This window comes from Pseudarthrobacter humi, from assembly GCF_024294965.1.
GTDB classification, from domain to species: Bacteria; Actinomycetota; Actinomycetes; order Actinomycetales; family Micrococcaceae; genus Arthrobacter; species Arthrobacter humi.
In genome coordinates this window covers 1-21,269 of sequence record NZ_JANCLV010000014.1, presented here as the reverse complement: position 1 = coordinate 21,269, position 21,269 = coordinate 1, and the positions used below count along the sequence as shown (strand labels likewise).

Below are 21,269 nucleotides of genomic sequence, written 5' to 3'. Positions count from 1 at the left end.
GTCAGCTGCCGGCCGGGATCCGAAGCTCGGGGAGGTAGACCTTCCCGCCGGCGGCCAGGAACTCCGCACTCTTTTCGCGCATCCCGCTGTAGGCCTCGGCGATGGCCGCCTGCGAGTCTGCCGAACCGTATTCGTCCCTGATGTCCTGGCTGATCTTCATGGAACAGAACTTCGGGCCGCACATGGAGCAGAAGTGGGCGGTTTTGGCCGGTTCGGCAGGCAGCGTCTCGTCGTGGAAGGCCTCCGCCGTGACCGGGTCCAGGGACAGCGCGAACTGGTCGCGCCAGCGGAACTCGAACCGGGCCTTGGACAGGGCATCATCCCTCTCATGGGCGCCGGGGTGGCCTTTGGCAAGGTCTGCTGCGTGGGCGGCGATCTTGTAGGTGATCACCCCGGTCTTCACGTCGTCCTTGTTCGGCAGGCCAAGGTGTTCCTTGGGCGTGACGTAGCAAAGCATCGCCGTGCCGTACCGGGCGATTTCGGTGGCGCCGATTGCGGACGTGATGTGGTCATAGCCCGGGGCAATATCCGTGACCAGCGGCCCCAGGGTATAGAACGGGGCGCCCTTGCAGAGTTCCTGCTGGCGTTCCACGTTCTCCCGTACCAGGTGGAACGGGACGTGCCCGGGACCTTCCACCATGACCTGCACGTCGAATTCCCACGCCCGCTGGGTCAGTTCAGCCAGCGTGTCCAGCTCGGCGAACTGGGCGGCGTCGTTGGCGTCCGCCGTCGCCCCCGGGCGCAGTCCGTCGCCCAGGGAGAACGCGACGTCGTACTTGGCGAAGATTTCGCACAGCTCGTCGAAGTGGGTGTAGAGGAAGTTCTCCTGGTGGTGCGCCAGGCACCACCCGGCCATGATCGCGCCGCCTCGGGAGACGATGCCGGTGACGCGGTTGGCCGTCAGCGGCACGTAACGCAGCAGCACGCCGGCGTGGATGGTCATGTAGTCCACACCCTGCTCGCATTGCTCAATGACCGTGTCCCGGTAGATCTCCCAAGTCAGGGCGTTGGCCTCGCCGTTGACCTTCTCCAGGGCCTGGTAGATGGGCACCGTGCCGATGGGGACGGGGGAGTTGCGGATGAGCCATTCCCGGGTGGTGTGGATGTCGTCGCCGGTGGACAGGTCCATCACCGTGTCGGCACCCCACTGGGTGGCCCACTGGAGTTTGTCTACTTCCTCGGCGATGGAGCTGGTCACGGCCGAGTTGCCGATGTTGGCATTGATCTTCACCAGGAAGGCCTTGCCGATAATCATTGGTTCGGATTCCGGGTGGTTGATGTTGTTGGGGATGATGGCCCGGCCGGCCGCCACCTCGCTGCGGACCAGTTCCACGTCGCAATTTTCACGGAGGGCGATGAACTGCATCTCGGGGGTGATGACACCCTTCCGCGCGTAGTGCATCTGCGTGACGGTCTTGCCTTCGACGGCGCGGCGGGGAACCGGCTGAGCACCCTTCCATTCCGCAGAGGCTGCGCCCCGGCGCACGGCCGACTTGCCGTCGTCGAGCAGGTTCCGCTCCCGGCCGCTATAGGGCTCGGTGTCTCCGCGGGCGGCGATCCACTCCGAGCGGAACGGGTTGAGGCCCACCACCGGATCGCTGCCCGGTCCCGCCGTTCGGTAGGTCCGGAAAGGCCCGTTCGCCTCGCCGTTTGGCGACGGTTCGAGGGCGATTTCGGTCACGGGAACGCGGATCCCGGTGGCCTCATCGTTGATAAACGCCAGCGAGTGGGACTTCAGCGACTGGGTTTCAGGTTGGAGCGTTTGATCCACGTCGGCTTCATTTTTGGCAGGGATCAGCTGTGTTTCTTGTGTATTCAATGAATACTCACTTCCTTCGCCGGCATTACCCGGACAGGTTCAACGGTCGCAGGCTGCGTCAGCCCGATCTCAGCCCCTGCAAGGGCTCCCGTGTGGTCAAGTTGAAGCTACCACAGGCCGAGGGTGGACCCGTCACAGCAATCACGGGAATGCGGTCGCAATCCGTCTGCTCTGCCACTTGAATTAAATTGAAGGTTCAAGTAAATTGGAACCATAGCGGCCTTCCGTCCGAAGGCCAGCGGACCGGGAGTGTTCACATGACTGCAGAAGCCACCAGCCGGGATCTCCTTCCTGCTGCCCTCTCCATGGGCACCGTGATGCTCAAGGTGGGCGACATGAAACTGATGACCGACTATTACCAGCGTGCGCTCGGCCTGGACGTCGTCGCGGAACAGGATGGCGGCGTCTATCTTGGCCGCCTTCAACGCCCGCTGGTCCATCTCGCGGCCGCCCCGTCCTTGAATCTGCCTGGCAGGGGAGAGGCCGGGTTGTTCCACACCGCACTGCTGTTTGACGACCAGGCTTCGCTGGCCGCCACGGTAGCCACCGCCGCCCAGTATGAACCCCGGTCCTTCACCGGCAGCGCCGACCACCTCGTCAGCGAGGCCTTCTACTTCAACGACCCCGAGGGCAACGGCGTCGAACTGTACTGGGACAGGCCCCGCGAAAACTGGTCCTGGAACGGGAAGGATGTCGTGATGGACAGCCTGGCACTGCCGCCGCAGCGCTACCTCGAGCAGCACCTGACCCAGGAATCCGTCGCCGGCCAGCGGGCCAGCGAAGCCGGCGTGGGCCACGTCCACCTCCAGGTGGGCGACGTCCAGTCAGCGCACGATTTCTACGTCGGCACGCTGGGCTTCGAAAAGACCGCCGGCTGGCACGGGCAGGCACTGTTTGTCTCCGCGGGCCGGTATCACCACCACATGGCCATGAACGTCTGGAACAGCCGCGGAGCCGGTCCCCGCAAGGACACCCTGGGCCTCGGCGAAGTGCTCATCGAGGTCCCTTCCGGGGATGACGTCGGAGCGCTCGCCGACCGCCTGAGGGTCGCCGGTGTGGCCTCGCACCACACGGGCGCCGAGCTTCGCTTCGAGGACCCGTGGCGCAATAATATCCGGGTCGCCGTCCGCTGAGTGCGGATGCCAAGTGTGCGGCTTGCCTTGTACTAGGCTGATTCTGAACGGCCGGGGCGGCACTTGCTGCTGCCCTTCCAGGCCGCACCGTCGACGGAATGAGGGCTGTTCCCATGGGCTTCACTGAAATTTTTGTTTCCACTCACGATGCCGCGCTGAAGCGGGCGGCCGTCCTGGATGCAGGGGGCTCCCCGGAGGGCCAGGCCCTGCGGATTCCCGGAATCAGCGATTTCGAAATCGAGCAGCTTGGCGACCTTGCCGGCGTTGCGGTGCACGCCGGTGGCGCGGACTACGAACTGGCCATGGTTGACGTCGCCAGTGATTCCCTCCTAGGGGTACCGCCGGCCATGGTGCGTGCGCTCGCGGACCTGCTCAGCTATGAGACTGAAGGCGAAGGCAATGTCCTGGACGACGTCGCTGAAAAGTGGGCCGCCCAGGATGACATGCCGTTCGGCGTGGCCGAGGCCCGGACGTATGTCCAGCAGTTCGCTGAGCTGGCAAACTCAGTCGATGACGCCGCGCGCACCGGCGTGTACGTCTGGTCGTCGTAGGCAGGCCGTGGCCCGCCGGGTCCGCCCGGCTACCCCATCCCGACGTGTCAAGTCGAAATCCGGACGCTGATCTGGCACAATAAACAGGTACTCGATCTGCGTGGCCCCTCTCTCCGCGTCCGGATCCTGTCCTTCGAACCCTCAAGTATGGCCCGCCCCACGGGTGCAGAACGTCGGTTCACCCCTTTTCTGAAACAGGAGTGACCACAAAAGTGGCCGTAAAGATTCGCCTTAAGCGCTTTGGCAAGATGCGCGCACCGTACTACCGCATCGTCGTCATGGACGCACGCTCCAAGCGTGACGGCCGTGCCATCGAAGAGATCGGCAAGTACCACCCCACCGAAGAGCCCTCATACATCGAGGTGGACACGGACCGTGCCCAGTACTGGCTCGGCGTCGGCGCACAGCCGTCCGAGCAGGTTGCCGCGATCCTGAAGATCACCGGTGACTGGCAGAAGTTCAAGGGCCTGCCGGGCCAGGAAGGCACCCTGAAGACCAAAGCTCCGAAGGCTGCCTTTGTTGCTCCGGAAAAGGGTTCCGTGATCATCCCGGAAGCCATCACCAAGAAGTCGAAGCAGTCTGACGCAGCCGAGGCCCCGGCCGAGGCAGAGACCACCGAGGCTGAGTAGATTGCTGGCAGAAGCGCTCGAACACCTCGTCCGGGGAATCGTTGATTCGCCGGAGGATGTCAAGGTCAGCTCGAAGAACAACCGCCGCGGGGACACCCTCGAGGTTCGTGTTCATCAGGATGACCTGGGACGGGTGATCGGCCGCCAGGGCCGCACTGCACGGGCATTGCGCACCGTTGTGGCGGCACTGGCAGACGGCGAGCCGGTCAGGGTCGACGTCGTCGACACCGACCGCCGCCGCTAAGCGCTCGGCAACATCAGTTTTTGCTCCGGCCCTTCCACCAGCAACGGTGGAGGGGCCGGAGTGCTTTCACCACAAGACCCGTGGAGAATCCACAAACCGAAACAGAGGAACAGATGCAGCTTCAGGTGGCACGAATCGGCAAACCGCATGGAATCCGCGGCGAAGTGACGGTCCAGGTGCTGACCGACGCTCCGGGGGACCGGTTTGTTCCCGGTACCGAGTTTGTGGTGGAGCCTGCATCGGCCGGCCCGCTCATCGTTGAGGGTGCGCGCTGGAACAAGGACATCCTGCTGCTCGCATTCGAAGGAATCGAGACCCGCAACCAGGCAGAGGCCCTGCGCGGCGCCAAGCTTTTCATCGAAACCGAAGAGCTGGGCGAGGACGACGACGAAGGCTGGTACGAGCACGAACTGGTAGGGCTCGAGGCGCGCGTCGGGTCGCAGGTGGTCGGCAAGATCGCCGCCCTGCACACCTTGCCCGTCCAGGACCTGCTGGTGGTTGAAACGCCGGACGGCAAGGAAATCCTTGTCCCGTTTGTGGAGCAGATCGTTCCGGAGGTCAATGTGGCCGATGGCTTCGTCCTGCTGACGCCGCCGCACGGTCTCTTTGAGGTCAACGACGGCGAAGCCGGCCCCGGTGAAGCGGAGGAAAACGCGTAGATGAGAATCGACGTCGTCAGTATCTTCCCGGAGTACCTGGCGCCCCTGGAGCTCTCGCTCATTGGAAAAGCCCGCCAGGACGGCCTGTTGGACCTGCGCGTCCATGACCTGCGTGATTTCACCACCGACAAGCACCGCTCAGTGGACGACACCCCGTACGGCGGCGGCGCCGGCATGGTGATGAAGCCTGAGCCTTGGGCGCAGGCGTTGGCTGCCGTTGCCGCAGCTGCTTCTGTCGCCGGAGCCGGTGAAGCCGCAGGTGGCGCCGGGGCCATGGCGGCCGAGCCCGCCAAACCGGTCTTGATTGTTCCGTCGCCGGCAGGGGAGCGCTTCAACCAGGCCCTGGCCCATGAGCTCGCAGAAGAGGACCGGCTGGTTTTTGCCTGCGGCCGCTATGAGGGCATCGACGAGCGTGTCATCGAGTGGGCGGAAGAGCACTTCACGGTCCGCCCCATGAGCCTTGGTGACTATGTGCTGAACGGCGGCGAAGTGGCTGTTTTGGCCATGGTCGAAGCCATTGGCAGGCTGCTGCCGGGCGTTGTGGGCAACCCTGATTCCCTGGTGGAGGAGTCGCATTCGGACGGGCTGCTGGAATACCCGGTGTATACCAAGCCCGCCAGCTGGCGGGACCGGGATGTCCCGGCAGTGCTGCTGAGCGGCAACCACGGGAAGATCGCGCAGTGGCGCCGCCACGAGCAGTACCGGCGGACGGCGGAACGCCGTCCGGACCTGCTGGAAGCGTTCGACGCCGGTAAGCTGCCACGTGCCGACCGGACGGCTTTCGCCGACCTCGGGTACGACGTCGTCGACGGGCACCTCCTGGCGCGACGGCAGGCCGATACCAGCACGGACGCTGGAACCGACGCCTCAACCTGAACCGGCGCGCCTGTGGTCCGGGCGATTGGCTGTAGCCCCGCGAGTGTGGCAAAATTAGTCTTTGTGTCTGCTGGGTCCGCACCTGCCACAGGGGGAGCGCAACCAACAGTTGGACACCCCGGGACCTTCAATCAGTGAAGGAACCGGCCCCACTTAATTTTCGGCGGTAATTTCCGGTACTTCCGGGCTTGCCCGCCGTGACCCAAAGTGAATGACCTGTGGCGTTCACCAGGAGTGCAATTATGCATATTCTCGATTCCGTAGATGCAGCCTCGCTGCGCACCGATGTTCCTGTCTTCCGTGCGGGTGACACCCTCAAGGTTCACGTGAACATCATCGAAGGCAAGAACTCCCGTGTCCAGGTATTCCAGGGCTTCGTCCTGGGCCGCCACGGCGACGGTCTTCGCGAAACCTTCACCATCCGCAAGGTCTCCTTCGGCGTCGGTGTGGAGCGTACCTTCCCGGTGCACTCCCCGATCATCGACAAGATCGAAGTTGTCTCCAAGGGTGACGTGCGCCGCGCGAAGCTGTACTACATGCGCGACCTGCGCGGCAAGGCTGCGAAGATCAAGGAAAAGCGCGACTTCCAGCCCAAGAAGTAAGTCCCCAGGGACCTACAAAGCAGGCCCAGCCGCACCAGGCCAGCGCCGGAGCCCTTCGCATCAGCGCCCCAGGAATACGGATCATGGACCAGACAAAACGCCAGCCCAGAAGAATGGGCTGGCGTTTTGCGTTCCTGGCAGTTCTCGTGGCCGTGGCCATCAGCGGGCTGGTCCGTTCCCTGTGGCTGGATGTCTATTACATACCGTCCGAATCCATGGAGCCGGTCCTTGCGAACGGGGACCGCGTCCTGGTCTCCAGGACAGGCTTCCATGCCGAACCCATCCGTCGGGGCGACATTGTGGTCTTCGACGGCAGGGGTTCGTTTGCTCCCCTGAACAGTGGGAAGGGCCCCCTTCTGGATTCCCTTGCAGCGGCCGGGCAGTGGCTTGGCCTGGCCGGCAGTGACACCACCTACGTCAAACGTGTCATCGGTCTGCCGGGGGACACCGTGGTCTGCTGCGATGCAGACGGAAAGATCACCGTCAACGGCGGGGCACTCGATGAGCCATACGTGTTCGGCGGAGACAGCCCAAGCACGCAGGTCTTCAGCGCCGTGGTGCCTGACGGAAGGCTTTGGCTGCTCGGTGACCACCGCTCGGCGTCCGCCGATTCGCGCAGCCTGCTCGGTGCGCCCGGCGGCGGCATGGTGCCAATGGACCGTGTGCTCGGCAGGCCGGTCCAGATCGTCTGGCCACTTGATAGATTTGCTGCAGTACCACGGCCGCCAGCGGCAGGATCAACAACAGAGAACGGACAGTAGATGCCCGAGAACAAAGCCCGGACACCTGAGCCGCCTCGCGACGGCGCCCCCGGTGCCGACACCGACGGTATGTCCGCCAACGCGATTTCCGGCGGCAGGACCTCCGACGGTGTGCCGGATGGCAGCCCGTCGGCGCCACAGTCCGGCAGGCGATCCGCGGCACCGACTTCCGGGCCCGCCGCCCCCAGCCAACTCTTTGTCTGGCTGAAGGAGGTTGCCACGGTAGTGGTGATCGCCGTCGTGCTGTCCTTCCTGATCAAGACCTTCCTGTTCCGGGCGTTCTACATTCCGTCCGAGTCCATGGTCAGCACCCTGGACGTCAACGACCGCATCTTTGTGAACCTGCTGGTACCGGAGCCTTTCTCCCTCTCACGCGGCGACGTGGTGGTCTTCCGGGACACCAAGGGCTGGCTGACCGCGGTGCCGAACGAGCCGAACGGGCCGTTCACGTGGGTCCAGGACGGTCTGACATTTGTGGGACTCTTGCCGGACAACTCGGAACAGCACCTCGTCAAACGGGTCGTCGGGCTACCCGGTGACCACGTGATCTGCTGCGACGCCGGCGGTAAACTGACCATCAACGGATCTCCCATCGATGAAACCTATGTCAACAGGGCTGAGGAACCGCAGATCCGTGCCTTCGACGTCGTTGTTCCGGAAGGGAAGGTCTGGGTCATGGGCGATAACCGCAACCACTCCGCAGACTCCCGGTCGCACCTGGAGTCCAACGGCGGATTCGTCGACCTCGTGGACGTGGAGGGCAAAGCCGCCGTCATCGCATGGCCGCTGAACCGGATCACTGTCCTTGACAATTATCCGGCCGTCTTCCGGAACGTGCCTGCGGGAGGCTAAGAGTGTCCGCAGTGATACCGGCCACCGGCCCCAGGGCTCCGGCCCGGCAGACGGACGGGGTCCGCTCCAAGGCACCGACGCTCCGGCATGAGCGGACGTTCAAAGCGCAGGGCGCCCGTTATCTGGCCGGCGTGGACGAAGTGGGACGGGGGGCGCTGGCTGGACCGGTGAGCGTCGGAATCGCCGTCGTGGACCTCCACACCCAGAAGCCCCTGGCCGGTGTGCGGGACAGCAAGCTCCTCAGCCCCGCCGAACGGGAACGGCTGGAACCGCTGGTCAGACGCTGGAGTGTTGCGTCCGCCGTCGGGCACGCTTCCGCGCGGGAGATCGACGCAGTGGGGATCATTGCTGCGCTGCGGCTGGCCGGTACGCGCGCCTGGCAGGACATCCTTGCGGCCGGCATCAGCCCAGATGTGGTGCTGCTCGATGGCAGCCACAACTGGCTCTCGCCCGCCGGGCAGCCTTCCCTGTTTGACGAGCCGCCCGTGGATTTTGCGTGCCTTGCCCCGGTCCACACCAAGATCAAGGCGGACATGCAGTGCCTGAGCGTGGCCGCAGCCAGCGTGATTGCGAAGGTGGAACGCGACGAGCAGATGCGCGGTCTGCACAGTGAATACCCCGAGTTTGGCTGGGACGTCAACAAGGGCTACGCCACTGCAATTCACCGGGACGCGCTCCGCGCCGCCGGAGCCACACCGTACCACCGGGTGAGTTGGAACCTCCTGGGCGTCGAACTCTGATTCCGTGCCGCTCCAGTGCCTGTTGCAGTGGTGTGGGGCTCATGCGGCGCGGACGCTGCGACTGCGGCGCCCTGGATGGTGCAAGATGGAAGCATGAGTGCAGAGGATCTTGAAAACTATGAAACCGACATGGAGCTGCAGCTCTACCGTGAATACCGCGATGTTGTCGGGCTGTTCAGTTACGTTGTCGAGACCGAACGCCGCTTTTACCTCGCAAACCACGTTGACCTGCAGGCCCGAAGCGCCGACGGCGAGGTCTACTTCGATCTGACGCTCCAGGATGCCTGGGTGTGGGATGTTTACCGTTCGGCACGGTTCGTGAAGACAGTCCGTGTCCTGACGTTCAAGGATGTCAACGTCGAAGAACTGCCCCGCAGCGAGGAACTCGCCCTGCCGAAGGACGCTGACCTCGGCAACTGACGCCGGCCCACTGCTCCTCCACAGCCCCGCTGTATTGGGGCGGTTTTCCCGGGTTGCCCACATAGGCGAATAGCCTGCTGTCCTCCGCTGTCCTGCCACTGCAGGCTGGTTGCGGAGGTAGAAATGAAATCCAAAGACCTGTTGGGCCGGCGCGGCGAGGAACTCGCGGCCGGCTATCTTGAATCGCTCGGCATGCTGGTGGTGGAACGCAACTGGCGCTGCGCCGAGGGTGAAATAGACATTGTGGCCCTGGACGGTGACGCCCTGGTCATCGCAGAGGTGAAAACCCGCCGTTCCCTGGACTACGGGCACCCGTTCGAAGCCGTGGGGCCGGACAAACTCGCCCGGCTGCATCGGCTCGGTTCGGCGTGGTGCCGGGACCGGGAGCTTCGGATGCCGCTACGGCGCGTGGACGTCATTGCCGTGGTGGACGACGGCGGCGGCGAACCCCTGGTGGAACACCTCAAGGGGGTGGGGTAGATGGCGCTGGGCCGGGCCTACTCCGTGGCGCTGGTGGGATTGAACGGGTACATCGTCGAGGTAGAAGCCGATATTGGCCAGACCCTGCCGGCATTCGTGATCCTGGGCCTCCCGGACGCCGCCCTCAACGAGGCCAAGGAGCGCATACGTTCCGCGGCCAAGAATTCCGGAATTCCGCTGAGCCGGCGGAAGATCACGGCCAACCTCATCCCCGCGTCGCTGCCCAAACGCGGTTCCGGCTTCGACCTTGCCGTGACCATGGCAGTCCTGAGGGCCGCAAATGACATCAAGCCCACCGGCCGGACTGTCTTCATCGCCGAACTCGGGCTGGATGGCCGGCTACGGCCGGTGCGCGGCATCCTGCCGGCAGTGATGGCGTCGGTGCAGGCCGGCTATCCGGACGTGGTGGTCGCGCACGCCAACCTCGGCGAAGCATCGCTGGTCCCTGGAGCCAACGTCAAGGGGTACCGCACGCTGGCGCGGCTGGCGCTCGACTTCGGTGCAGACCCGCAGGAGCTCGCACTGGACTTCGAGCCGGAGGACGAGGCCGGTCACGGGGACTCCGAACCGGGGGCCCAGGCTGTTCCTGACATGGCCGACGTCTCCGGCCAGGGCGAAGCCAGACGCGCGCTCGAGGTGGCCGCTGCCGGGGCCCACCACCTGCTCCTGACCGGACCTCCGGGTGCGGGCAAGACCATGCTGGCCGAAAGACTTCCCGGTCTCCTGCCGGACCTTGCCGACAATGAGGCCATGGAAGTCACCGCCATCCACTCCCTCTGCGGCCTTCCCTCATCCGCCGTTCAGCTGGTGCGGCGGCCGCCGTTCGAAAACCCGCATCATTCGGCCACAGCCGCCGCCATTATCGGCGGGGGATCGGGGTTGCCGCGCCCGGGTGCGGCGTCGCGGGCACACCGCGGTGTCCTGTTCCTGGACGAGGCCCCGGAATACGAACGGCGCGTCCTGGACGCCCTCCGCCAGCCCCTGGAGAGCGGGGAGCTGGTCATTCACCGCTCGGCAGGAACGGCAGCCTACCCTGCCCGGTTCCAGCTGGTCCTTGCCGCCAATCCCTGTCCCTGCGGCAAGGCTTCGGGAAAGGGCCTGGACTGCACATGTACGCCCATGATGCGGCGCCGCTACGTGGCCAGGATGTCCGGTCCGCTGCTGGACCGGGTGGATATCCAGCTGCAGGTGGAGCGCGTGTCACTGGCCGACTTCGGCCAGGCGGGCGCCGAAGAAGACACAGCCGCCGTGGCACGGAGGGTAGGCGACGCACGCCGGCGCCAGGCCGAACGGCTGCGGGCGCTGGGAATGGAAACGAACTCGCAGGTGCCCGGCCGGATTCTGCGCGGCGCCCTGCGGCTGCCGGCCGGCGCCACGCGGATTCTGGACCACTCACTGGAGCGGGGCGTGCTGACCGCCAGGGGCTACGACAGGGTTCTCCGGCTGGCCTGGACCCTGGCGGACCTGTCGCACCGCGACATGCCCGACACCAACGACATCGGCCAGGCCCTTGGCCTCCGGCAGGCTGCCTCGGCAGCTGCGTGAAGGAAGAAACCACATGGACAACGAACGGATCGCCCGGGCCGCCCTGTCGCGGCTTATGGAACCGCAGGACGCGGCCGGACTGGCCCTGGTACAGGCCACCGGCGCACCCGACGCCTTGAAAATCGCCACGGGCCAGGCGGCCGCCGGCCCGGCACTGGAGCGGGAGATCACCGGACTGCTGGCGGACAACGGCGCCGGAACCAGCTGGGCGGGGATGGCTGCCTCCCTCAAACGCTGGGCTCCCCGCATTCCGGATCTGGCGCCCGAGCGTGACCTTGCCACCATGGCACGCCTTGGCGGCCGGCTGATTATCCCGTCGGATGATCTCTGGCCTGCCCAGCTCGGGGACCTTGGGATGCAGGAGCCCATCTGTCTCTGGTGGCGGGGCCTGGAACAGGAACTTCCCGGTCCGGCCCGGAGCGTGGCGCTGGTGGGGTCCCGCGACAGCACCAGCTACGGCGCCTCGGTGACCGGGGACCTGGCCTACTCACTGGCCCAGCGGGGCTTCACCGTGGTCTCCGGGGGAGCGTACGGCATCGACGCCCACGCGCACCGGGCAGCACTGGCCGGGGGCTCAGCGGCGGTGCCAACCATCGCGGTGATGGCTGGTGGTGTGGACCGGTTCTACCCGTCCGGCAACGAGGATCTCCTGAGGGCGGTCTGCAACCAGGGAGCGGTGCTCGCAGAGGTGCCGCCAGGGTCGGCGCCCACCCGCTACCGCTTTCTCCAACGGAACAGGCTGATCGCGGCCTTGGCCGCAGTGACGGTGGTGGTGGAAGCGCGCTGGCGGTCCGGTGCGCTGAACACGGCCCACCACGCGGAGACGCTTGGCCGCGCGGTGGGAGCTGTGCCAGGGTCCGTGCACAGCGCCAACTCCGCCGGCTGCCACCGGCTGCTCCGGGATGGCGGGGCTGTCTGCGTGACTGACGCCGCGGAGATCGCCGAACTGGCATCCCCAAGCGGCGTGGGGCTTGCGGCGCCCGGGACAGCGCATGCGGCCGACCATGACGGACTGACCTTGGAGGATCTGATCCTTCTGGACGCCCTGCCGCTGCGGTCCACCACGTCCGTGGACAAGCTCTGCGCAGTTGCCGGCCTCAGTGCGGACTCCGTGCGGGCCGGGCTGGGCAGGCTCGGCCTGCTGGGGCTCGCAGCTTCCGAAAGGGGCGGCTGGAAACGGGCCAAGGAATTAGCGTAGTTGCCCGTGTCCGGGACGGGATTCCCGCGGAGTTCTGGGACTGTGGAACAGTGCAGAATCAGGAACTGTCCCGGGCATTTGAGCAGGCACTTGCCAACTTCGGCAGATACCTGATTGCCGAGCGGGCACGGTCCGGGCATACGCTTCGGGCATACCTGTCCGATCTTCGATGCCTCCTGGAATACGCCACCTCCGAGGGCATCACAGATCTGCCGGAACTGGAGCTGGGCACTCTCCGACGCTGGCTCGGGGCGCAGAGCCAGGCCGGGATATCCCGGGCCACTCTTGCGCGGAGATCGGCCACAGCGCGTTCCTTCACCACATGGGCCATGCGGGAAGAACTCATCGAGACCGACCCTGCCCTCCGTCTCAGGGCTCCCAAGGCGGAAAAGTCACTGCCGGGGGTGCTGCAGTCCCAACAACTCCTCAGGCTGCTGGACAGTCTGGAAGAATCCGCGGCTGACGGGTCACCGGTGCCGGTGCGCAACCGTGCCATGGTGGAGCTTCTATACGCCACGGGTCTGCGCGTGGGGGAGCTGGCCGCCTTGGATGTGGACGATCTCAACCCGGACCGCCGGACCCTGCGGGTGGTCGGCAAGGGCAACAAGGAGCGGACGGTTCCCTATGGCGTCCCGGCCGCTGTGGCCGTGGACGACTGGCTCCGCAGGGCCAGGCCGCTCCTGGCCACCGGCCACAGCGGACCGGCGCTCTTCCTGGGCGCCAGGGGAAACCGTGTTGACCAGCGCCAGGTCAGGACCGTGGTGAATGCTCTCTTTGAAGCTTTGGGCGACACCTCAGCAACCGGTCCGCACGCGCTGAGGCATACTGCGGCAACGCACCTGCTCGATGGCGGGGCGGATCTTCGTGCGGTCCAGGAAATCCTGGGCCACAGCAGCCTCGCCACCACGCAGATCTACACCCATGTGTCCGTTGAACGGCTCCGTAGCAGCTACCAGCAGGCCCATCCCCGGGCGTGAGGGCCGTGGATCCGCGCCAATGCGGGGTAATTCCAGGACCGTGTCACCTGCGGCGGATCGCACTGGCGTAATTACGCGGCGTACGGCACAATAAGAATCACGTCCGGCAACTTTCAAGTTTCGCTTGAAGCTATTTCGCTTCGCGCGTCACCCGCAAGTCCGGACACAGCTTAATAATCAGGGAACACCGCCGCTGGAACGTACGGCACCGGGCAGTTTCATCCAGGCAGAGGTCGTTGGGGAAGACGTACCTACAGCTATGGAGGATGGAATGTCTGTTGCAATGACCCGCGGTGTGCTGTTTGTTCACTCAGCCCCTACAGCACTGTGCCCGCACGTTGAGTGGGCCATTGGATCCGTCGTGGACAAGCGGACGGATCTAGAGTGGACCCCTCAGCCTGCCGCGCCCGGAATGTTCCGCGCCGAGCTCTCCTGGACAGGAACCCCGGGCACCGGATCGCTGCTGGCATCCTCACTTCGCGGCTGGGCCCATCTTCGCTACGAGGTCACTGAAGAGCCGAGCCAGGGAGTTGACGGCGGCCGCTGGTCGCATACCCCCGAACTGGGAATCTTCCACGCCACAACGGACGTCCACGGCAACATCATGGTCTCAGAGGACCGCATCCGCTACGCCTACGAATCGGGTGCCGGCGATCCCTCCGCCGTGTACCACGAGCTTTCCCTGGCCTTGGGTGAGGCGTGGGACGAGGAACTAGAGCCGTTCCGCCACGCAGCCGAGGGCGCACCGGTCCGCTGGCTGCATCAGGTGGGCTGACCGCCGTCGGACTTCACGACGTCGTGCTTCCTGACCGCTGTCCCGGCAGAAGCCGTGCCGGATTGGAAGGCGGCGCTCCATAGCAAAAGCAGAGGCCCCGCCACATGGCGGGGCCTCTGCTTCGTCTGCGGTACTTGCTGTTCCCGCGGGGCTGCTAGCTAGATGCTGCGGACAGCGATCACGGCGTTGTGGCCGCCGAATCCGAACGAGTTGCTGAGCGCCACGATGTCGCCTGCCGGCAGATCCCTCGCCGACGTGACGACGTCGAGCGGGATCTCCGGGTCCTGGTTCTCGAGGTTGATGGTGACCGGGGCCTTGCGGTGGTACACGGCAAGCACGGTGAGTACTGCCTCCACGGCACCGGACGCGCCCAGCAGGTGGCCCATCTGTGATTTAGTGGCGGACACTGCGACGTTGTCGAGGTGGTTCCCCAGCGATGCGCGGAGGGCCGTGTACTCGGGCTTGTCGCCGACGGGAGTGGAGGTGGCGTGCGCGTTGACGTGGACAACGTCCTCGGCCTGGATCCGGCCGTCGAACATGGCTGCCTTCAGCGCGCGCGTCGCGCCCAGGCCCTGGGGGTCCGGGGCGGTGATGTGGTAGGCATCAGCCGTCACGGAGGTGCCGGCCAGTTCGCCGTAGATGCGGGCGCCGCGGGCAATGGCGTGTTCCTCGGCTTCGAGCACCAGCGCGCCGGCGCCTTCGCCCATCACGAAGCCGTCGCGGCCCAGATCGTAGGGGCGTGAGGCGCCCTGGGGGTCGTCGTTGCGGCGCGAGAGGGCCTGCATGGACGAGAACGCGGCCAGGGGCATGGGGTGGATGGCTGCCTCGGCGCCGCCGCACATCACGACGTCGGCCTTGCCGGAGCGGATCAGCTCCAGCCCAAGGTGAAGGGCCTCGGTGCCCGACGCGCAGGCCGAAACAGGGGTGTGGGCGCCGGCACGGGCGCCAAGGTCAAGGCTGACGGCTGCTGCGACGCCGTTGGGCATCAGCATGGGCACCGTCATGGGCAGGACGCGGCGCGGGCCCTTTTCCTTCAGCGTGTCCCACGCGTCCAGCAGCGTCCAGACGCCGCCGATGCCGGTGGCGAAGGCGACCGCAAGGCGGTCGGGGTCAATCTCGGTGATGCCGGAATCGGCCCAGGCTTCACGCGAAGCGATGACGCCGAACTGGGTGGACGGGTCCATCCGCTTGGCCTCAACGCGGCTCAGGACCTCCAGGGCCGGAGTGGAGCAACGGGCAGCAAAGTGGACAGGCAGTTCGTACTTGGCGACCCATTCGTCTTCGAGCGTGCGGGCACCGGAGACCCCCTTCAGCGCGTTGTTCCACATGGTGGGTACGTCGCCGCCGATGGGCGTGGTGGCACCCAGACCGGTAATGACTACTTTGCGTGTCATTGGATCACTCTCTGTCGGTGGGCAGGCCGTATCCGGTTGTCCGGCGGGGTCCCGCGTGTGGGGCAGCTGGCTGCCGAAAAATGTGGTGGACTGCCGGTCCGGCCTGGGCACGGACCGGCAGTCCAGTCAGCCTTAAGGGGCTGAAGCCTTGGCTAGGCCTGTGCGCCTGCGATGAAGCTGACGGCGTCGCCCACGGTCTTGAGGTTCTTGACCTCTTCGTCCGGGATACGCACGCCGAACTTCTCTTCGGCGTTGACCACGATGGTCATCATGGAGATGGAGTCGATGTCCAGGTCCTCGGTGAAGGACTTGTCCAGTTCCACAGCCTCGGGGGCAAGGCCGGTTTCTTCGTTGACGATTTCAGCCAAGCCGGCCAGGATCTCTTCGTTGCTAGCCATTGATGGCTCCTTTTCTTGTTATTGCCGGCAGGGGGTGCCGGAAACGGTGCAGTCCGCGGATGCGGCCTGTATGGGGCGTTCCTAAGGAAGGACGATTACCTGGGCACCGAAGACCAGCCCGGCGCCGAAGCCGATCTGGAGTGCGAGGCCGCCGCTGAGCTCAGGGTTTTCCTTGAGCAGGCGGTGGGTAGCAAGGGGGATGGAGGCCGCCGAGGTGTTTCCGGCATCAGCGATGTCCCGGGCCACGGTGACGGATTCAGGAAGATTCAGTTTCTTGACCATCTCGTCGATGATCCGCATGTTGGCCTGGTGCGGGATGAACGCAACGAGGTCTTCAGCCTTGACGCCCGCGGCATCCAAAGCCTGCTGTGCCATTTTGGCCATTTCCCAGACCGCCCAGCGGAAGACGGTCTGCCCGTCCTGGCGGAGTGTGGGGTAGAGCTCCTGCGCTTCTTCGAGCAGGGCAAAGTCGCCGGGCTCGTCGGACTGGCGGGCGGCCATGCTGAGGTCGCGGACATCCAGGATGGAACGCGTCATGCCGATGGCGTCCCACTTACTGCCGTCCGAACCCCACACCGAGGGTCCGATGCCGGGGGTGTCCGAGGGGCCGATGACAACAGCGCCCGCTCCGTCGCCCAGCAGGAAGGAAATGGTGCGTTCCCGGTTGTCGATGACGTCGGAGAGCTTCTCCGCACCGACCACCAGCACGTAGGTGGCTGTGCCTGAGCGAACCAAGGCATCGCCCTGGGCGATGCCGTAGCAGTACCCGGCACAGGCGGCCGAGATATCGAAGGCCGGAGCCGGCGTCGCACCGATGCGGTCAGCCAAGGCGGCGGCGGCCGACGGCGTGGCGTACGGGTGGGTGACGGTGGAAACGATGACGGCACCAAGCTGGGAGGCTTCGATGCCTGCCTGCTGCAGGGCCTCCCGGGCAGCGCCCTCGGCCATATCGATGACGCTGACGTCGGCAGGGGCCCGGTGCCGGGTCACGATGCCGGTCCGCTGGCGGATCCATTCGTCCGAGGAATCAATCCACTGGCAGACGTCGTCGTTGGTGACGATGACGTCAGGCCGGAATGCGCCGAGGCCCATGATGCGGCTGTATTCGTTGACGGGAACCTGTTTCAGCGTGGGAACGCTCATGCGTTTCCCTCCAGTTCTGCGAAGAGTGCCAGTGCGGCAGTGAGGTCGTCCGGGGTTTTGACTGCAACGGTCTTGACGCCGGGCATGCCGCGCTTGGCGAGCCCGGCCAGCGTGCCGGCCGGGGCCAGCTCAATGACACCGGTGACGCCGCGCTGCACAAGGGTTTCCATGCAGAGGTCCCAGCGGACCGGCCGGGAGACCTGCGCGATGAGGCTCTCGACGACGGCGCCGCCGTCGGTCACTTCCCGCCCGTCAAAGTTGGACAGCAGGGGCACCTGCGGCTTCTGCGGCTTGAGGCCGGACTTGAGCGACTCGAGGGCGCTCACGGCGGGGGACATGTGCGAGGTGTGGAACGCCCCGGCCACTTTCAGCGGGATGACCCGGGCCTTCGCCGGAGGGTTGTCCGCCAGGGCCTTCAGCTGTTCGAAGGTTCCGGCTGCCACCGTCTGGCCCGCGCCGTTGACATTGGCCGGTGTCGCGCCGGTAGCCTCGATGGCGGCCAGGACCTCTGCAGGGTCCCCGCCCACCACGGCACTCATGCCGGTGGGGGTTACGGCAGCGGCGGCGGCCATGCTGTTGGCGCGTTCACGGACGAACGTCATGGCTTCGTGCTCGGTGAGCACGCCGGCGAGGGCCGAGGCGGTGATTTCACCGACGGAGTGGCCGGCAAGGATCACGGGAAGCGTGCCGAGTTCGACGTCGAACAGCGACTTTGCGGCCACCAGCCCGGCGGCAACAATCAGGGGCTGAGCAACGGCGGTGTCCTTGATTGTGTCCTCGTCAGAGGTGGTCCCGTGGGCTGTCAGGTCGATGCCTGCGATCTCACTGAGGGAGGCCAGATGGCCTGCTACCGAAGGCAGTTCCAGCCAAGGGGCCAGAAAACCCGGGGTCTGTGAGCCCTGTCCAGGGCAGACTATTGCAAGCACGTATCCAGCTTTCCAAATTACGGGGTCATCCAGCGGTGTTTCACTGCACCAAGCTCAAGGGGTCAGGTTGTAGGAAGTCTACAACGACTCACGGCTGATTCCGCGCCGGATGACGCTCCGCCGGGGCTTTTGGCGGCGCCGACAGCCGCCCGACAACCAACGCAGCCTGCAGCACAAACGCCTCCCGGGGGAGCAACGGATCCCAGCCCGTGACGTCGCAGACGCGCTTGAGCCGGTACCTGACGGTGTTCGCGTGGACAAACAATTCGCGGGCAGTCGCCTCAAGGGAATGGCCCAACTCCAGGTAGGTGCCCAAGGTCTCCACCAGCCCGTTGGAAGCGGCGACAAGCGGACGGTAGATATTCTTCACCAGGGAGCGGCGCGCCGCCTCGTCACCGGAGATGACGCGTTCCGGCAGCAGGTCATCGGCGGCCACGGGCCGGGGAGCGGCGGGCCACGCCCTGGCCGCGGTCAGGCCGGCAAAGGCGGACTGCGCTGAGCCGCTGGCCTCCAGCAGGGAGCCGGCTTCCGGACCGTAGACCACCGGGCCGGGGGCGAACATTTCGCTGAGTTTCAGGTATGCGGTCTCGCGGTCCTGGACGCCGCCTAGGATCAGGATCAGCCGGTCGCCCTGGATGCCCACCAACGCATCCTCGGCGTAGCGGCCTGCCAGGCGGCGCAGTTCGCTGACGTAGCTGGCACTGGGTTCAGACGGCGAATTGCCCACCATCACAGTGAACCTCTCCTGTGCCTTCCAACCCAGCGCGGCGATCCGGGACCGCAGTGCGTCGGTGTTTTCGCCACGGAGGATGGCGTCCACGATCAGCGCTTCCAGCCGCGTGTCCCAGGAACCACGGGACTCGGCCGCCCGCGCGTACACGTCGGCCGCCGCGAAGGCCACTTCCCGTGAGTACCGCAGCACCGCCTCGCGGAGGGAGGGCTGGTCAGCTTCCGGTGCGATGACCGGCACCTGGTCTTCCACCACTTCCACCACGATGCGGATGAGCTGGAGCGCCTTCTGGAGGCTGATGGAGCGCGTCAGCTCGGTGGGGGCAGTCCCAAAAACGTCGGTGAGGATCCACGAGGGTGAGCTGGGCCGCTCATACCAGGTGACAAACGCTGCGATGCCGTTTTGAGCCACCATGCCCAGGGCCGAACGCTCGTCGGAGCTGAGGCGCGAATACCACGGCAGCGACTTTTCCAGCTGGCGAAGGGTGGTGGTGGAGAGCTGGCCCACGCTTGCCCGGAGCTTTTTCAGGGTTTCGGATTTCTCCGGCGTCATGCTGCGCGAGGAGGGCTTGCGCTTCACAGGCGGGGTGGTTGGCTCTGGCATCCTACGAGCATACGGTGCCTGCCCGGCAAGCTCCATTTGTGCAAAGGCTACAACGCAGTTGGACCTGCATCACAGACTGCCTCCTGTCCGGAAAGGCAGGGGACGACGACGGCGACCCTCGCCTTTTCGGTGAGGGTCGCCGTCGTCGTTCATTTCCGCTGACAAGCAGGTCAGCGGGAGTTGATCAGGACTCGCCGCCCGCGTTGCCGGTGGAACCGGCGTTGACGTTGTGCAGCTTGTACTTCTCGATTGCCTGGGCCGGGGCCTGGGCATCAACTTCGCCGCGGCGCGCCAGCAGTTGCAGGGAACGGACCACGATGGAGTGGATGTCGTTCTTGAAGAAGCGGCGGGCTGCTGCGCGGGTGTCGGAGAAACCGAAGCCATCCGCACCCAGCGTGGCGAACTCGTTCGGCACAAACTGGCGGATCTGGTCCGGGACGGCCTTCATGTAGTCCGAGACCGCAACCACGGGTCCTGTGGCACCGGCAAGCTGCTGGGTCACAAACGGAACACGGGCGGGCTTGCCCGGGTTCAGGAACGCCTCTTCCTCGGCGGCCATGCCGTCGCGGCGCAGTTCGTTCCAGGACGTGACGGACCAGACGTCGGCGGAGACGCCCCAGTCCTCGGCGAGCAGCCGCTGGGCTTCGATGGCCCAGGGAACCGAGACGCCGGAAGCCAGGATCTGGGTCCGGGGACCGTCGATCTTCGCCGGAGCCAGGAGGTAGATGCCCTTGAGGACACCTTCCACGTCGAGCTCTTCGGGTTCTGCGGGCTGCGTGATGGGCTCGTTGTAGACCGTGATGTAGTACATCAGGTTACGGTCAGCCGAATCGGGCCCGTACATGCGCTCGATGCCGTCCCGGATGATGTGGCCCATCTCGTACCCGTAGGCGGGGTCATAGGTGACCACTGCCGGGTTCGTGGAGGCCAGCAGCGGGGAGTGGCCGTCGGCGTGCTGGAGGCCCTCGCCGGTCAGCGTGGTCCGCCCGGCGGTGGCGCCGATGATGAACCCGCGGGCCATCTGGTCCCCGGCGGCCCAGAAGGCGTCGCCGGTGCGCTGGAACCCGAACATGGAGTAGAACACGTACACCGGGATGAGCGGTACGCCGTGGGTGGCGTAGGCCGTGCCGGCGGCGGTGAACGCCGCGACCGCACCGGCCTCGTTGATACCGGGGTGGATCAGCTGGCCCTGGGCCGATTCCTTGTACGCCAGGACCAGGTCCCGGTCCACGGACAGGTAGTTCTGGCCCTTGGGGTTGTAGATCTTGGCCGTGGGGAAGAACGCGTCCATGCCGAACGTGCGGGCCTCGTCGGGGATGATCGGCGCGATGTGCTTGCCGAAGTTCTTGTCCCGCATGAGGTCCTTGAGGAGCCGGACAAACGCCATGGTGGTGGCCGCCTGCTGCTTCCCGGAACCGCGCTTGGCGACCTCGTAGGTTTTTGCCTCCGGGAGGGCGATCTCCTGGTGCTTGGAGCGGCGCTCAGGAACAGAGCCGCCCAACTGGGCGCGGCGTTCCATCATGTACTGGATCTCCGGCGCATCGGTGCCCGGGTGGAAGTACGGGGGCTGGTACGGGTCCTTCTCCAGCTGCTCGTCGGTGACCGGAATCCGGAGGTGGTCGCGGAACTTCTTCAGGTCATCGAGGGTGAGCTTTTTCATCTGGTGGGTCGCGTTGCGGCCCTCGAAGTGGGGTCCGAGTCCGTAGCCCTTGACCGTTTTGGCCAGGATCACGGTGGGCTTGCCCTTGAATTCGGTGGCAGCCTTATACGCGGCGTAGACCTTGCGGTAGTCGTGGCCGCCGCGCTTGAGGTTC

General features: G+C 65.7%; 23 protein-coding genes and 1 riboswitch. Of the genes, 16 read left to right on the top strand and 7 right to left on the bottom strand.

The window, feature by feature from the left end; genetic code table 11:
• Position 1: 1 nt before the first annotated feature.
• Positions 2-1,819: a phosphomethylpyrimidine synthase ThiC gene (gene thiC / locus NFC73_RS16850; RefSeq protein WP_372494684.1), complete on the bottom strand. Its 1,818-nt coding sequence runs from the start codon at positions 1,817-1,819 to the stop codon at positions 2-4.
• Positions 1,814-1,921: riboswitch (TPP riboswitch) on the bottom strand. It overlaps the preceding gene by 6 nt.
• 155 nt (positions 1,922-2,076) lie before the next feature.
• Between thiC and NFC73_RS16845 the strand changes: the two genes are divergently transcribed.
• The 16 genes from NFC73_RS16845 (at position 2,077) to NFC73_RS16770 (ending at position 14,261) form a co-directional block, all read left to right on the top strand.
• Positions 2,077-2,952: a VOC family protein gene (locus NFC73_RS16845; protein WP_254752027.1), complete on the top strand. Its 876-nt coding sequence runs from the start codon at positions 2,077-2,079 to the stop codon at positions 2,950-2,952.
• A 113-nt stretch (positions 2,953-3,065) separates the two neighbouring features.
• A complete protein-coding gene (locus NFC73_RS16840; protein ID WP_254752025.1) occupies positions 3,066-3,503 on the top strand; it encodes a hypothetical protein in 438 nt (145 codons plus the stop codon).
• Positions 3,504-3,715: 212 nt separating this feature from the next.
• Positions 3,716-4,132 carry a 30S ribosomal protein S16 gene (gene rpsP, locus NFC73_RS16835; protein WP_056349101.1) on the top strand — a complete coding sequence of 139 codons (417 nt, stop codon included), beginning with the start codon at positions 3,716-3,718 and terminating at the stop codon, positions 4,130-4,132.
• A 1-nt stretch (position 4,133) separates the two neighbouring features.
• On the top strand, positions 4,134-4,376 hold the full coding sequence (locus tag NFC73_RS16830) for an RNA-binding protein (protein WP_056349097.1): 243 nt from the start codon (positions 4,134-4,136) through the stop codon (positions 4,374-4,376).
• Between the two features lie 113 nt (positions 4,377-4,489).
• Positions 4,490-5,035 (top strand): ribosome maturation factor RimM, encoded by a 546-nt coding sequence (gene rimM, locus NFC73_RS16825; protein WP_254752160.1) that lies wholly within the window; start codon positions 4,490-4,492, stop codon positions 5,033-5,035.
• The gene (gene trmD / locus NFC73_RS16820) at positions 5,036-5,911 is read left to right on the top strand and encodes a tRNA (guanosine(37)-N1)-methyltransferase TrmD (protein ID WP_254752023.1); all 876 of its coding nucleotides are present in this window, start codon (positions 5,036-5,038) and stop codon (positions 5,909-5,911) included.
• A 242-nt stretch (positions 5,912-6,153) separates the two neighbouring features.
• A complete protein-coding gene (rplS, locus tag NFC73_RS16815) occupies positions 6,154-6,513 on the top strand; it encodes a 50S ribosomal protein L19 (protein ID WP_056349088.1) in 360 nt (119 codons plus the stop codon).
• A gap of 83 nt (positions 6,514-6,596) precedes the next feature.
• A complete protein-coding gene (gene lepB, locus NFC73_RS16810; protein ID WP_254752021.1) occupies positions 6,597-7,274 on the top strand; it encodes a signal peptidase I in 678 nt (225 codons plus the stop codon).
• Positions 7,275-8,126 carry a signal peptidase I gene (gene lepB, locus NFC73_RS16805; RefSeq protein WP_254752019.1) on the top strand — a complete coding sequence of 284 codons (852 nt, stop codon included), beginning with the start codon at positions 7,275-7,277 and terminating at the stop codon, positions 8,124-8,126.
• 11 nt (positions 8,127-8,137) lie between these two features.
• The gene (gene rnhB / locus NFC73_RS16800) at positions 8,138-8,866 is read left to right on the top strand and encodes a ribonuclease HII (RefSeq protein WP_254752158.1); all 729 of its coding nucleotides are present in this window, start codon (positions 8,138-8,140) and stop codon (positions 8,864-8,866) included.
• Positions 8,867-8,959: 93 nt separating this feature from the next.
• Positions 8,960-9,286 (top strand): DUF2469 domain-containing protein, encoded by a 327-nt coding sequence (locus NFC73_RS16795; protein ID WP_254752017.1) that lies wholly within the window; start codon positions 8,960-8,962, stop codon positions 9,284-9,286.
• A 123-nt stretch (positions 9,287-9,409) separates the two neighbouring features.
• Positions 9,410-9,766: a YraN family protein gene (locus NFC73_RS16790; protein WP_056349077.1), complete on the top strand. Its 357-nt coding sequence runs from the start codon at positions 9,410-9,412 to the stop codon at positions 9,764-9,766.
• Positions 9,767-11,311, top strand: coding sequence for a YifB family Mg chelatase-like AAA ATPase (locus NFC73_RS16785; protein WP_254752015.1), 1,545 nt, complete (start codon positions 9,767-9,769; stop codon positions 11,309-11,311).
• Between the two features lie 13 nt (positions 11,312-11,324).
• The gene (gene dprA, locus NFC73_RS16780; protein WP_252601570.1) at positions 11,325-12,509 is read left to right on the top strand and encodes a DNA-processing protein DprA; all 1,185 of its coding nucleotides are present in this window, start codon (positions 11,325-11,327) and stop codon (positions 12,507-12,509) included.
• 50 nt (positions 12,510-12,559) lie between these two features.
• Positions 12,560-13,486 (top strand): tyrosine recombinase XerC, encoded by a 927-nt coding sequence (locus NFC73_RS16775; protein ID WP_254752013.1) that lies wholly within the window; start codon positions 12,560-12,562, stop codon positions 13,484-13,486.
• 271 nt (positions 13,487-13,757) lie between these two features.
• Positions 13,758-14,261 (top strand): DUF3145 domain-containing protein, encoded by a 504-nt coding sequence (locus NFC73_RS16770; RefSeq protein WP_056349065.1) that lies wholly within the window; start codon positions 13,758-13,760, stop codon positions 14,259-14,261.
• A 158-nt stretch (positions 14,262-14,419) separates the two neighbouring features.
• Here the strand turns inward: NFC73_RS16770 and NFC73_RS16765 are convergent, their stop codons facing one another.
• The 6 genes from NFC73_RS16765 to NFC73_RS16740 form a co-directional block, all read right to left on the bottom strand.
• Entirely contained in the window at positions 14,420-15,655 is a 1,236-nt protein-coding gene (locus NFC73_RS16765) for a beta-ketoacyl-[acyl-carrier-protein] synthase family protein (protein WP_141140869.1), read from the bottom strand.
• Positions 15,656-15,807: 152 nt separating this feature from the next.
• Entirely contained in the window at positions 15,808-16,053 is a 246-nt protein-coding gene (locus tag NFC73_RS16760; RefSeq protein WP_009359314.1) for an acyl carrier protein, read from the bottom strand.
• 81 nt (positions 16,054-16,134) lie between these two features.
• Positions 16,135-17,196 (bottom strand): beta-ketoacyl-ACP synthase III, encoded by a 1,062-nt coding sequence (locus NFC73_RS16755; RefSeq protein ID WP_254752011.1) that lies wholly within the window; start codon positions 17,194-17,196, stop codon positions 16,135-16,137.
• Positions 17,193-18,122 (bottom strand): ACP S-malonyltransferase, encoded by a 930-nt coding sequence (locus NFC73_RS16750; protein ID WP_254752009.1) that lies wholly within the window; start codon positions 18,120-18,122, stop codon positions 17,193-17,195. The genes NFC73_RS16755 and NFC73_RS16750 overlap by 4 nt, the downstream gene beginning before the upstream one ends.
• Before the next feature lie 88 nt (positions 18,123-18,210).
• On the bottom strand, positions 18,211-19,455 hold the full coding sequence (locus NFC73_RS16745) for a PucR family transcriptional regulator (RefSeq protein WP_056349053.1): 1,245 nt from the start codon (positions 19,453-19,455) through the stop codon (positions 18,211-18,213).
• Positions 19,456-19,639: 184 nt separating this feature from the next.
• On the bottom strand, positions 19,640-21,269 hold a 1,630-nt coding region (locus tag NFC73_RS16740; RefSeq protein ID WP_443703144.1), incomplete at its 5' end, for a transketolase-like TK C-terminal-containing protein.

What these genes read in the sequence shown, in the direction of transcription:
- NFC73_RS16845 (WP_254752027.1), top strand. Translation starts at nt 2,077, where the DNA reads ATGACTGCAGAAGCCACCAGCCGGGATCTCCTTCCTGCTGCCCTCTCC.
- NFC73_RS16840 (WP_254752025.1), top strand. Translation starts at nt 3,066, where the DNA reads ATGGGCTTCACTGAAATTTTTGTTTCCACTCACGATGCCGCGCTGAAG.
- rimM (WP_254752160.1), top strand. Translation starts at nt 4,490, where the DNA reads ATGCAGCTTCAGGTGGCACGAATCGGCAAACCGCATGGAATCCGCGGC.
- trmD (WP_254752023.1), top strand. Translation starts at nt 5,036, where the DNA reads ATGAGAATCGACGTCGTCAGTATCTTCCCGGAGTACCTGGCGCCCCTG.
- rplS (WP_056349088.1), top strand. Translation starts at nt 6,154, where the DNA reads ATGCATATTCTCGATTCCGTAGATGCAGCCTCGCTGCGCACCGATGTT.
- lepB (WP_254752021.1), top strand. Translation starts at nt 6,597, where the DNA reads ATGGACCAGACAAAACGCCAGCCCAGAAGAATGGGCTGGCGTTTTGCG.
- lepB (WP_254752019.1), top strand. Translation starts at nt 7,275, where the DNA reads ATGCCCGAGAACAAAGCCCGGACACCTGAGCCGCCTCGCGACGGCGCC.
- NFC73_RS16795 (WP_254752017.1), top strand. Translation starts at nt 8,960, where the DNA reads ATGAGTGCAGAGGATCTTGAAAACTATGAAACCGACATGGAGCTGCAG.
- NFC73_RS16790 (WP_056349077.1), top strand. Translation starts at nt 9,410, where the DNA reads ATGAAATCCAAAGACCTGTTGGGCCGGCGCGGCGAGGAACTCGCGGCC.
- NFC73_RS16785 (WP_254752015.1), top strand. Translation starts at nt 9,767, where the DNA reads ATGGCGCTGGGCCGGGCCTACTCCGTGGCGCTGGTGGGATTGAACGGG.
- dprA (WP_252601570.1), top strand. Translation starts at nt 11,325, where the DNA reads ATGGACAACGAACGGATCGCCCGGGCCGCCCTGTCGCGGCTTATGGAA.
- NFC73_RS16770 (WP_056349065.1), top strand. Translation starts at nt 13,758, where the DNA reads ATGTCTGTTGCAATGACCCGCGGTGTGCTGTTTGTTCACTCAGCCCCT.
- NFC73_RS16765 (WP_141140869.1), bottom strand. Translation starts at nt 15,655, where the DNA reads ATGACACGCAAAGTAGTCATTACCGGTCTGGGTGCCACCACGCCCATC.
- NFC73_RS16760 (WP_009359314.1), bottom strand. Translation starts at nt 16,053, where the DNA reads ATGGCTAGCAACGAAGAGATCCTGGCCGGCTTGGCTGAAATCGTCAAC.
- NFC73_RS16755 (WP_254752011.1), bottom strand. Translation starts at nt 17,196, where the DNA reads ATGAGCGTTCCCACGCTGAAACAGGTTCCCGTCAACGAATACAGCCGC.
- NFC73_RS16745 (WP_056349053.1), bottom strand. Translation starts at nt 19,455, where the DNA reads ATGCCAGAGCCAACCACCCCGCCTGTGAAGCGCAAGCCCTCCTCGCGC.